Source organism: Halovivax sp., assembly GCA_007119345.1.
Classification (GTDB): domain Archaea; phylum Halobacteriota; class Halobacteria; order Halobacteriales; family Natrialbaceae; genus Halovivax.
The window spans coordinates 1-10,667 of sequence record SKPV01000090.1; the positions used below are offsets into that span (position 1 = coordinate 1).

Sequence of the window (10,667 nt, forward strand, 5' to 3'; positions counted from 1 at the left end):
CGAGAGACCCCGACGCCGACCGCGAGCAACCGTCAGGTTGCGAGCGGGCCGACGACCGATGTGAAGCGAGCGGAGCCGAAGGCGGAGCGGGCCGACGACCGATGTGAAGCGAGCGGAGCCGAAGGCGGAGCGAGCGGAACGGAGGGAGGAGTGCTTTTGATCGACCTTTTGCCGAGCGTCGACGCGCCGCGGAGCGCCGGGGGCGCTCCCGGCGCGACACGAGCGCAGCGCAAAAGGTCGTCGCTCAGACGTAGGTGAACCACTCCTCGTACTCGTCGGTGCGCCGTTCGACGACCTCGAAGAACCGCGACTGGATCTCCTCGGTGACGGGTCCGCGCTCGCCGTCGCCGATCGTGACGTTGTCGACGCGCCGGATGGGCGTCACCTCGGCGGCGGAGCCGGTGAAAAAGAGTTCGTCGGCGGTGTTGAGTTCCCCGCGCGAGATGGTCGCCTGATCGTGGACGGTGTAGCCGAGGTCGCGGGCCAGCTGGATCACGGTGTCCCGGGTGATGCCGTCGAGGATGGACTGGGACAGTCCGGGCGTGAAGAGCTCGCCGTCGCGGACGAGGAAGATGTTCTCGCCGGGGCCCTCGGCGACCTGCCCCTCCTTGTTGAGGACGATCGCCTCGGCGTAGCCGTTGCGGCGGGCCTCCTCGCCGGCGAGCAGGCTGTTGACGTACAGGCCGGTGGTCTTCGCGTTGGTCGGGATCTGGCTGGAGGAGTGCTTGCGCCAGGAGGAGACCATCACGTCGATGCCCTCCTCGAGGGCCTCCTCGCCGAGGTAGGTGCCCCACGGCCAGGCGGCGATGGCGATCCGGGTCGGACAGTCGCCGGGGCTCACGCCCAGCGAGCGATAGCCGTAGAAGGCGATCGGGCGGATGTAACACGAGGCGAGATCCTGGCGGCGGACGAGCTCGACCGTGGCCTCGGTGAGCTCCTCGTGGCCGTGGTCGATCTCCATCTCGTAGGGCTTGGCGGACTCGTAAAGACGGTCGAGGTGTTCCTCCCAGCGGAAGATGGCGGGGCCGCGCTCGGTCTCGTAACAGCGTGCGCCCTCGAAGATGCCGGTGCCGTAGTGGAGGCCGTGGGTGAGGACGTGGATCTGTGCGTCGTCCCAGTCGAGGAACTCCCCGTCCATCCAGATCGTGTCGACGTCCATCTCGTCGAAGCTCATGGGCGGAAGCATGGACGGGCCGCTACTAAGTGTTCGCGGTTCTGAAGGCGGGTGAGACGGCCGGGGGCGGCGACGATGGCGGGCGCCCGCGTCGAAGCGAGCGGTTGGCGGCCGGGGGCGGCGTCGTAACGATTTTCCGGCGCACCGACGAAGTCGGGAAAATGGAGCGAATCGATCTCGAACCGGATCCCGTCTGGACCGATCGGTTCGAGGCCGAGCGCGATCGGGTCCGGTCGGTCGCGGGCGACGGACTCCTCGGACTCTTCCACGTCGGGAGCACCGCGGTCCCCGACCTCGCCGCGAAGCCGGTCCTCGACATCCTCGCCGTGTTCGGGGGCGAGGCGGGGATGCGGACGACGGCCGCGGCGCTGGTCGAAGCGGGGTACCGCCTCCGGCGGGCCGACCCGGAGTGGCACCACCTCGCGGCGGACGCCGAGCCGCCGGTGTCGCTGCACCTCCGGCCGGTTCGGTCCGACGTCTGGCGCGACCAACTCGTCGTCCGCGAGTACCTCCGGGACCACCCGTCGGCCCGACGCGGGTACGAGCGCGTCAAGCGGGAGGCCGTCGAGGCGCACGCCGACGAGCCCGAATCGTACACTGACGCCAAGGAGTCGTTCGTGCTGGCGCTCGAGGAACGGGCGTACGACGAGGGATACGGCGAACGGATCCCCGATCTTCGGAAATGAGCGGCCGGCCAGCTGACGGGCTCACCCCAGCCGCTCGACGATCTCGCTGCCCTCCAGGTAGACGAGGCCGTGACGCGCGGCGTACTCGCGGGCGTCCCGGGGCGTCCTGGCTTCGCCGGTCTCGTCGTCGAGCATCTCGCAGACGACGACGGCCGGCTCGACGCCCGCGGCGTCGGCGAGCGCCAGGCCGAGCTCCGTGTGACCCTCGCGCTGGGCGACGCCGTCCGAGGCGCCCTTCAGGAGGTGGACGTGGCCGGGCACGCGAAATCGCTCGGCGAAGTCGGCGGGCTCGGGATCGACGGCGGCGTCGGCGAGCTCGCGGATCGTCAGCGAGCGGTCCTCGTCGGTGATGCCGGTGTAGGTGTCGCGGTGGTTGACGGTGAACGAGAACGACGATCGATCGCCGTAGCCGAGCTCGTGATCGGCGGTCGCCGGGTGGTCGACCGCTTCGGTGAAGAAGGGCAGGTCGAACGCCTCGGCGACCTCGTGGGCGAGCGCGACGCAGACGAGGCCGCCGGCGTCGTTGCGCAGCCGGGCGACCGCGTCGGGCGTGACCGCGCTCGCGGGGTAGATCAGGTCCGTCTCACCCTCGCGGTCGGCGGCGTCGTGGACGCAGACGGGCTCGCCGTCGCCGAAGGCCTCGATCGCCCGGTCCAGCGCGCTCGCGCCCGCCTGGTGGCCCGACATCTCAGTGCTCCCCCACGTGGACGATCACGTGATCGCCGTCGTCGAGCTCGAGGACGTCGCGGAGCTTCCGGGGGGCGATGACCTCCAGCTGGTCGTCGTCGTGGTGGGTGCGTTCGGGCGCGATGGTGTGGATACCGTCGACGAACTCGCCCCCGGCGGTCTCGATCGCCGCCGGGTGGCAGACCGCCGGGCCGTAGGTGCGCTCCTCGTCCTCCCAGCCGTCGATCGGGACGGGTTCGATCGCCTCCACCGCGCGACGCCGGCGGACGCTGTCGTCCCGGAGCTCGACGTTCAGGGTTCCCGGGAAGGGTTCGTAGCCCAGTCGTTCGGCGAACTGGCGCTGGTAGCCCGAAAGCGAGATGTAGTGGCGACCCTCGCCCATTCCGCTCGTGACGGTCCCCTCGAGTTCGACCCGCGGGGCCGTCTCGAAGATGCGACGGTACTCCTCGTAGGCGGCCCGAAGTTCGCGCTCACCCTCGTCGGTGATGGTCACCCACTGTCCGTCGCTGACGGTGTCGCGCTCGAGGAGGCCGGCGCTCTCGAGGCGCTGGAGTCGCCGCGACGCGGTCTGGTTCGAGGCGTCCAGGCGCTCGGCCAGGTCTGCACAGGAGATCTTGCGGTCCCCTTCGAGCCCGCCGTCGAGCGCGAGGAGCTTGAGCGTGGCCAGCTCGTCGTGGCCGACGGCCGGCGCGGTCAGTGACATGTCCGGGGGTACCCGCTCCCGGGGCAAAAGCGTACCGAAAATGGAAACCATCTCAAAACTGAGATGGCGTTGTCGGGAGTTTCCCGGGGATGCCTCGTTGTCGCGATCGGAACGTAACGGTTCCGGTCGACGACCGCCCCGGAGGCGGCCGGGCGTTCGGCCCGTTGGCTACCGGTCGGCGGCGATTCGATCGGCGTCCGGGAGCAGCGGCGTCCCGTCGGCCTTCGGCCCGAGTTCGGGTCCGAACGGCGGGTCGTCGGGGTCGATCACCCGCCGTCGTTCGTAGTCCGTCGAGCGCTCGACCGGCGTCCGGCCGATCGAGGTGATCAGCTCGACGTAGTCGGCGACCGAGCGGAACTCCCCGTACTCGCCGCCGGCGCGCTTGGTGATCTCTTCGGAGAGGATCGTGCCCATGAAGTCGTCGGCGCCGCAGGCGAGCATCTTCAGCCCGCCCTCGTCGCCGTACTTCACCCACGAGGACTGGACGTGCTCGACGTTGTCGAGGAAGAGCCGCGAGACGGCGATCATCAGCTCGTCCTCGTCGCGGCTCGCGCCGCCGGCGACGACCCCGTGCTCGTACAGCGGGGTGTTCTGATGGACGAACGAGAGCGGGACGAACTCCGTGATGGCGCCGTCGACCCGTTCCTGGAGTTCGCGCACCCGCTGGAGGTGGATCGCGCGGTGAGCTTCGTTCTCGACGTGGCCGTACATGATCGTCGCGGTGAGGCCGAGTCCGACGTTCGCGGCGGCTTCCATCGCCTCGAGCCACCCCTGCGTGTCGATCTTGCCGGGACAGATGACGTCCCTGACCTCGTCGACGAGGATCTCCGCCGCGGTCCCGGGGACGCTGTCGAGGCCTGCGTCCCGCAGTCGACCGTAGACCTCCTCGTAGGACCAGTCGGTCCCGCGACGGGCGTGGTAGGCTTCCTCCGGGGTCATCGAGTGGACGTGGACGCCGCCGACGCTCATCGCCGCGATCTGCTCGACGTAGGTGCCCGGATCGGTCTCGTAGGCCGACGGCGTCTTGTAGTTGACCTCGCGGTAGGCCGCCTCGCGCCCGCGCTCGGCGGCGTAGCCCTCGAGGATCTCGCGGTGCTCGTCGTCGAGGGCGAAGGCGGGGTGCAGCCCGGAGACCGAGCAGACCTCGTAGATCCCGCGCTCGACCGCGTCGGCGACGATCTCGCGGGACTCGGCGGGGGTCTTGGTGAAACCCGCCGTTTCCCGCCCGCCGGTCTCCTCGTGGTCGTCTCGCGGTAGTTCGGAAGTCGCTTCGCCGCTTCCGTCGTCACGAGACGACTCCGCCGCTCGACTTTCCGCGGAACTCCGTTCCGCGCTCGCCTCGAACGTGTGGGCAGCGTCCTTGAAGTTACAGAAGAGACAGCCCACGTTGCAGGCGGTCGTGACGTTGTTGTTCAGGTTGGCGACGAACGTGACCTCGTCGCCGACGACCTCCTGGCGGCGGCGATCCGCGGCCTCGAGAACGAGCTCCTTGCGCCGACGGTCGATGCCGTCGACGTCGGTGCCGGTGGTCAGGAGCTCGATCGCGTCGTCGACGGTGAGCCGTTCGCCGTCGCGGGCCTTCGCCAGCGCGTTCTCGAACGACTGGTCGGTCCGGGGCGCTCGTTCGAACTCGAGATCCGCCGACTCGGGCACCTCGCTCGCCGGTTCGGCCATCCTTGGCGGGTGGAAGACGGGGCGGGAGAAAAGCGTGGTGATCTCGGTGACGGCTGCCGTTCTCCGGGACGTTCGTCCCGCACCCGGATCCCGGAACCGTCCGCGCGCCGCGTTCCGACGATGGGCTTTACGTCCCGCTCGGTGGAATGGACACGGATGGACGATCGAGAGTTCGAGACGCGCCAGATTCACGCGGGGTACGAGCCGAACGAGCACGGGGCGCTGGTTCCGCCGATCTCCCCCAGCGTCACGTTCGGCTACGAGTCGCCGACGGAGATGGTAGGCGAGTACCGCTACGCTCGCATGTCCGAGCCGACGCGCGAGGTGGTCGACGGGCTGATCGCCGACCTCGAGGGCGGCGCCCACGGGCGCGCGTTCGCCAGCGGGATGGCCGCCATCAACGCCCTCTACACGGCGGTGCTCTCGGCGGGCGACCACGTCGTCGCCGGCCAGAACCTCTACGCGGAGTCGCACACGCTGCTGACGCGCGTCTTCTCGACGTTCGGCGTCGACGTCACGTTCGCGGACACGACCGACCTCGACGCGGTCGCGGACGCGATCCGGCCGGAGACGGCGCTCGTCTACTTCGAGACGCCGACGAACCCGCTGCTCTCGGTCTCGGATATCGCGGGCGTGGTCGAGGTCGCCGCCGTCGAGGGCGGCGAGGACGCGGAGACCGACGGGCCGGTGGTCGCCGTCGACAACACGTTCGCCTCGCCGTACCTGCAGCGTCCCCTCGCCCTCGGCGTCGACGTCGTCGTCGAGTCGCTCACCAAGTACGTCTCGGGCCACTCCGACGTGGTGGCGGGCGCGACGGTAACGAACGACCCGGACCTCGACGAGGCGCTCGCGTTCGTCCAGTACAACCAGGGCGCGACGCCGAGCCCCTTCGACTGCTTCCTCGTCGCCCGAGGCGCGAAGACGCTGGCGCCGCGGATGCGGACCCACTGCGAGAACGCCCGCGCGATCGCCGAGCGTCTGGACGAGCACCCGGCCGTCGAGTGCGTCTACTACCCCGGCCTCGACTCGCACCCGAACCACGACGTGGCCGCCGAGCAGATGCGGGACTTCGGCGGCATGGTGAGCCTCGAACTCGACGCGACGCTGGAAGAGACGTCGGCGGTCCTCTCCGAGACCGAGGTGTTCGCGCTCGCCGAGTCCCTGGGCGGCGTCGAGAGCCTGATCGAGCAGCCGGCCCCGATGACCCACCAGGATCTGACGGCCGACGAGCTCGCGGCCGCCGGCCTCTCCGAGAGTCTCGTGCGGCTGTCGGTGGGAACCGAGCACGTCGACGATCTGATCGCCGACCTCGAGTCGGCGATCGAGACGGTGCTGGGGTGAGCCGGGATGGGTGAGACCGAGCCGGACCCCGAACTCGCCGCGCTCGCGAGCGACCTCGTGTCGATCCCGACGGAGAACCCGCCCGGAAACGAGGCGGCCGGCGCCGAGTTCGTCCGCGAGTGGCTCGCCGACGAGGGGATCGACGCCGACCTCGTCGAGGAACCGGACCCCGACCGACCGCAGGTCGGCGCGACGATCGGGACGGGCGAGCCCCGCGTCGTCCTGAACGCCCACCTCGACGTCGTCCCGGCCGGCGATCCCGACGCGTGGTCGGTCGACCCCTACGGCGGCGTCGTCCGCGACGGTCGGCTCTACGGCCGGGGAAGCGCGGACGTCAAGACCGGCCTGGCGATCGGGATGCTGGTCGCCAGGGATCTGGCACCCGATCTCGAGTCGGACGCGCTCGCGGGCTCGCTGGTCGTCCACGCGCCGATGGGCGAGGAAACCGCCGACCCGGGAACGTCGACGCTGCTCGAACGCGGCTACGGCGGGGACCTGGGCATCGTGATCGAACCGACCGACTTCCGGGTCGCCACGGCCACCAAGGGGCTGGCCGTCTACCGGCTCGTCGTCCGGGGCGAGGCGACTCACGCGAGCCACCCGGACGAGGGGGCGAACGCGATCGACGCGAGCCGACGCGTGCTGGAGGCGATCGACGCGTACGACCGCGAACTCCGCGGGGGCCCCGACTCGCTGTGCGGCCCGGCCCTGGCCACGGTCACGGAGATCGAGGCGGGGACCGACTCGAACCTCGCGGTCGTCCCCGACCGGTCGGAGCTGGTGCTCGACCGGCGGGTGCCGCCCGGCGAGTCGATCGAGTCGGTCGACGAGGAGGTCGAGGCGCTGACGTCGGACCTCGCCGCCGACGAGGGCGTCGACGCGGAGTGGACGCGCATCCAGGCGTACGAGCCGTCGTCGATTCCCGTCGACCACCCGCTGGCGGAGACGCTCCGCGGGCGATCCGCGGCGATCCCGGCCGACGGCCGGACGGAGGAGACGACCGGTGACGGCGCTGGCGAGGACGGTGACCGCCGCGTCGGCGAGCCCTGGGGGATCGAAGCCGCGACCGACGCGCGCAACTTCGTCAACGACGCCGGGATCCCGGCGGTCACCTGGGGTCCGGGCCGACTCGAGGAGGCTCACACGGTAGACGAGTCGATCGCGCTCGCGGACGCGGCCCGCGGGCGGGCGATCCTCGAGGAGGCGCTTCGGGAGCTGCTCGCGTGAATCGGTCGGACGGACGTTCGCTGGGCTGCTCGCGTGACTCGGTCGGACGGACGTTCCTGGCAGTGTGAACGAAGTCTTTTGCCGAAGACGAGCGCACAGTACGGTATGGGACGCACCGGTCCACTTCTCGTCAAGGGGTTCGGACTCTTCCTGGCCGCCCTGTTGCTCCTCGCGGCGGTGGCGACGATCGTCGGGATCGTGCTCGCGGTCGTGGCGACGGTCGTCTCGGCGATCGTCTCGCTGGTCGTGCTCGGACTCCTCCTGGCGGCCGCCTACGGCCTGTTCGTGTTCTTCCGGAACGGCGCGGATTCGCCGTCGAACGTCGGGACTGAACCCGTCCGCACGGAGCGAGCGGACGCGCGCGAGCCGTCCTCGGACCGAGAGCTGGCCGACCGCCTCAGGGAACGCTACGTCGCCGGCGAGCTCGACGAGGCCGAGTTCGAGCGCCGGATGGAGCTGTTGCTCGAGCCCGGCGGTAGCGTCGGGCCCGGGGAGGATCCGGCGACGGCGCTCGACCTCGATCGAGAGCTCCAGCGCGAGTGAATCGGCGTCGGCCGTACCGTCGTATTCGACGCGCCGAGCGCCGTCTGGAACGGGTCTGCCGCGAGACCGGACCCGCCGTCGACCCGGATTGAAACCTTCTTGGGGTCGGCCCCCCGCATCACCGGTATGGTACCAGCCGGTCCCGCGTCGGGGGTGCGTCTCGCGTGACGAGCGTCAAGGAGTTCGAGATCGAGGAGCCGGCCGACGCCGACGAACTCGGCCGCGGGTCGTTCGTCTTCACCGACGATTACTCCGTGTTCGACTGGGGGAAGATGCCCGACGAGATTCCCCAGAAGGGCGCGAGCCTCTGTGCGATGGGCGCGTACAACTTCGAACTGCTCGAGGACGCCGACGTCCCCACCCACTACCGCGGCGTGGTCGAGGACGGCGAGGTCGTTCCGCTCGCGGCGACCGCGGAGCCGCCTCGCGAGATGGCGATCGACCTGACGCAGGTGCCCGACCTGCCCAACGAGGGTCGCGACTACGACTACGACGCCTACCACGAGGCGGCGGGCGAGAACTACCTGATCCCCCTCGAGGTCGTTTTCCGCAACCGCGTCCCCGTGGGGTCGAGCCTCCGCCGGCGCACCGATCCAGCCGACCACGGGCTCGACCTGGACGGCTGGCCGGACGAGCCGGTCGACCTCGACGAGCCGATCGTCGAGTTCTCGACCAAGTACGAGGAGACCGACCGCTACCTCGCGCGCGAGGAGGCCGACGCGATCGCCGGGGCGGCGTCGATCGAGGCGCTGGCGGACCTCGCACGCGAGGTGAACCGACTCCTCACGGAGCGGGCCGCGGAGGCCGGCCTCGATCACCAGGACGGCAAGATCGAGTGCCTGTACTTCCGGGGAGAGATTCGCGTCGCCGACGTCGTCGGCACGTTCGACGAGAACCGCTTCGCTTACGAGGGGACCCAGCTCTCGAAGGAGGTCCTGCGCCAGTACCACAAACGGACCCAGCCGGAGTGGGTGCGGGCCGTCGAAGCCGCCAAGGCCGAGGCCGAGCGCGAGGACGTCGCCGACTGGAAGTCCCTGTGCGACCGCGAGCCCGAATCGCTCGACCCGTCGGCGCTGGAGACGGCGCGGGACATGTACTGTTCGGGGGCGAACGCCTACACGGGGCTCGAGCTCTTCGAGGCGCCGGCGCTGTCGACCGCGATCGGCGCCGTGAGCCGGCTCTAGGACGCGCCGGGGCGCTCGACGCCGACGGCCCGGACGACGCGAGAGGTACTCTCCCGATCGGTCGACCGTCCGCCGAGCGTCGCCCCCGCGACGAGCCGGCGCCGATCGCGGCCCCGGCCGTCGACGTTCCCGACTCGCTGAACGACCGTTTTGTCGCTTGCGGGCGTAGAGCCCTTCGTGGCTCCGCGAATCCTGCTTCCTTCGTGGCTCCACGAATCCTGCTTCCTTCGTGGCTCCACGAATCCTGCTTCCGTACGACGGATCGAAGCCCGCCAGGGACGCGATCCGGTACTCGTTCGATACCTTCGACGATCCCCGGGTGACGGCGCTGCACGTGATTCCGCTCGCGGATAACTACTGGACGGTGTTCGAGGGGATGGAGGCTCGCGTTCCGAACTACGACGAGGCCGTCGAGCACGCCGAGGCGCTCTTCGACGAGGCCGCCTCGATCGCCGCCGAGACGGACGGACGCGACGAGACCGAGAACGAGACGGGCGAGCCCGAACGGACGATCATCGAGCGCGGCGAGGCCGGCGAGTTCGACCTGATCGTCATCGGGAGACACGGCCGCGTGGGGCTCTCTCGGATGCTGCTGGGCAGCACCGCGGAGAAGGTCGTCAGGCGGTCGCCGACGCCGGTGCTGGTCGTGCGCTAGCGTCGCTCGCTCACACCTCGCACCGCTTGCAGTCGATTGCAACGCTTACACCCCGCTGGTCGGCATCCGTCCGGTTGAACGATGGACAGATCCGAGTTCGAGGAGCTCGTGGACCACTCCGACGCCGTTTCCGAACCGGTACCGATCACCGAGGCGGTACTGGAGACGCTCGGCGAATCGCTCGCCGCTGGGCAAGCCGAGGCGGTGGCGAAGTGGCTCCCCGACGAGTACGCCGAGACGCTGACGGCGCCGGGCGGCGAGGCGGAGTCGCTGTCCGCCGAGGACTTCACGGACCGCGTCCGGGAACGGCTGGACGAGCGAGGCGCCGAGTCGGACGGCGAGATCCTGGCGCGAGCCGGCGCGGTCACCGACGCGCTGGCCACGACGGTCCCCCACGACGAGCTGCTGGACCTGCGTTCGCAGCTTCCCGACCGGATCGGGTCGCTATTTACTGGGGGCGTCCGTTGAACGGCTGATCGAGGGAACCGATTCGGAACCCGCCGTTCCCGCCCGTTCTCTCCGGTACCCGTCGACGCCAACATCGGACCGAACGCCCGGTCGCCCCACGCTTGCAGCCGACGACCGGACCACGATGATCGTCGCTCCCCGCTCGGGACGCATCCAGGAAACCCAGTTCTACGCGCCCGTCCAGGAGGGGAACCCGGCCGAAGGTATCGACCGCGCGCAGGTCGCGACCGAGGCGGTTCTCGAGACGGTCGGCGAGCCGTTCGCGGTTCCGCCGTTCGCGAGTCCGCAGTTCGCGGTTCCGCCGTTCGCGAGTCCGCAGTTCGCG

11 protein-coding genes and 1 pseudogene are annotated in these 10,667 nt (G+C 70.2%); 8 read left to right on the top strand and 4 right to left on the bottom strand.

Features of this window, described 5'->3' with window-relative positions; all coding sequences use genetic code 11:
• Positions 1-244: 244 nt before the first annotated feature.
• A complete protein-coding gene (locus QZT59_RS06205; protein ID WP_290812879.1) occupies positions 245-1,174 on the bottom strand; it encodes a branched-chain amino acid transaminase in 930 nt (309 codons plus the stop codon).
• 161 nt (positions 1,175-1,335) lie between these two features.
• Between QZT59_RS06205 and QZT59_RS06210 the strand changes: the two genes are divergently transcribed.
• Positions 1,336-1,860 carry a GrpB family protein gene (locus tag QZT59_RS06210; protein WP_290812882.1) on the top strand — a complete coding sequence of 175 codons (525 nt, stop codon included), beginning with the start codon at positions 1,336-1,338 and terminating at the stop codon, positions 1,858-1,860.
• A 21-nt stretch (positions 1,861-1,881) separates the two neighbouring features.
• Here QZT59_RS06210 and ribB read toward each other — a convergent pair whose 3' ends face one another.
• From ribB to cofH, 3 genes are all read right to left on the bottom strand, one after another.
• Entirely contained in the window at positions 1,882-2,547 is a 666-nt protein-coding gene (ribB, locus tag QZT59_RS06215) for a 3,4-dihydroxy-2-butanone-4-phosphate synthase (protein WP_290812885.1), read from the bottom strand.
• A 1-nt stretch (position 2,548) separates the two neighbouring features.
• Positions 2,549-3,250 (bottom strand): CTP-dependent riboflavin kinase, encoded by a 702-nt coding sequence (locus tag QZT59_RS06220; RefSeq protein WP_290812888.1) that lies wholly within the window; start codon positions 3,248-3,250, stop codon positions 2,549-2,551.
• A 168-nt stretch (positions 3,251-3,418) separates the two neighbouring features.
• The gene (gene cofH, locus QZT59_RS06225; protein ID WP_290812891.1) at positions 3,419-4,924 is read right to left on the bottom strand and encodes a 7,8-didemethyl-8-hydroxy-5-deazariboflavin synthase subunit CofH; all 1,506 of its coding nucleotides are present in this window, start codon (positions 4,922-4,924) and stop codon (positions 3,419-3,421) included.
• Between the two features lie 156 nt (positions 4,925-5,080).
• On the opposite strand from cofH, the gene QZT59_RS06230 reads away from it, so the two are divergent.
• From QZT59_RS06230 to QZT59_RS06260, 7 genes and pseudogenes are all read left to right on the top strand, one after another.
• Positions 5,081-6,265: a PLP-dependent aspartate aminotransferase family protein gene (locus QZT59_RS06230; protein WP_290812894.1), complete on the top strand. Its 1,185-nt coding sequence runs from the start codon at positions 5,081-5,083 to the stop codon at positions 6,263-6,265.
• 6 nt (positions 6,266-6,271) lie between these two features.
• Positions 6,272-7,492 carry a M20 family metallopeptidase gene (locus QZT59_RS06235; RefSeq protein ID WP_290812897.1) on the top strand — a complete coding sequence of 407 codons (1,221 nt, stop codon included), beginning with the start codon at positions 6,272-6,274 and terminating at the stop codon, positions 7,490-7,492.
• A 105-nt stretch (positions 7,493-7,597) separates the two neighbouring features.
• On the top strand, positions 7,598-8,035 hold the full coding sequence (locus QZT59_RS06240; protein WP_290812899.1) for an SHOCT domain-containing protein: 438 nt from the start codon (positions 7,598-7,600) through the stop codon (positions 8,033-8,035).
• Positions 8,036-8,199: 164 nt separating this feature from the next.
• Complete coding sequence (locus QZT59_RS06245; protein WP_290812902.1) at positions 8,200-9,219, top strand: phosphoribosylaminoimidazolesuccinocarboxamide synthase; 1,020 nt, start codon at positions 8,200-8,202, stop codon at positions 9,217-9,219.
• A gap of 229 nt (positions 9,220-9,448) precedes the next feature.
• Complete coding sequence (locus QZT59_RS06250; protein ID WP_290812905.1) at positions 9,449-9,874, top strand: universal stress protein; 426 nt, start codon at positions 9,449-9,451, stop codon at positions 9,872-9,874.
• A gap of 81 nt (positions 9,875-9,955) precedes the next feature.
• The gene (locus tag QZT59_RS06255; RefSeq protein WP_290812908.1) at positions 9,956-10,342 is read left to right on the top strand and encodes a DUF2267 domain-containing protein; all 387 of its coding nucleotides are present in this window, start codon (positions 9,956-9,958) and stop codon (positions 10,340-10,342) included.
• Positions 10,343-10,466: 124 nt separating this feature from the next.
• A pseudogene (locus QZT59_RS06260) lies at positions 10,467-10,667 on the top strand (hypothetical protein); the annotation flags it as partial.

Excerpts from the sequence above, each read along its gene's own strand:
- ribB (WP_290812885.1), bottom strand. The coding sequence starts at position 2,547 with ATGTCGGGCCACCAGGCGGGCGCGAGCGCGCTGGACCGGGCGATCGAG.
- QZT59_RS06230 (WP_290812894.1), top strand. The coding sequence starts at position 5,081 with ATGGACGATCGAGAGTTCGAGACGCGCCAGATTCACGCGGGGTACGAG.
- QZT59_RS06220 (WP_290812888.1), bottom strand. The coding sequence starts at position 3,250 with ATGTCACTGACCGCGCCGGCCGTCGGCCACGACGAGCTGGCCACGCTC.
- QZT59_RS06205 (WP_290812879.1), bottom strand. The coding sequence starts at position 1,174 with ATGAGCTTCGACGAGATGGACGTCGACACGATCTGGATGGACGGGGAG.
- QZT59_RS06240 (WP_290812899.1), top strand. The coding sequence starts at position 7,598 with ATGGGACGCACCGGTCCACTTCTCGTCAAGGGGTTCGGACTCTTCCTG.
- QZT59_RS06235 (WP_290812897.1), top strand. The coding sequence starts at position 6,272 with ATGGGTGAGACCGAGCCGGACCCCGAACTCGCCGCGCTCGCGAGCGAC.
- QZT59_RS06210 (WP_290812882.1), top strand. The coding sequence starts at position 1,336 with ATGGAGCGAATCGATCTCGAACCGGATCCCGTCTGGACCGATCGGTTC.
- cofH (WP_290812891.1), bottom strand. The coding sequence starts at position 4,924 with ATGGCCGAACCGGCGAGCGAGGTGCCCGAGTCGGCGGATCTCGAGTTC.
- QZT59_RS06255 (WP_290812908.1), top strand. The coding sequence starts at position 9,956 with ATGGACAGATCCGAGTTCGAGGAGCTCGTGGACCACTCCGACGCCGTT.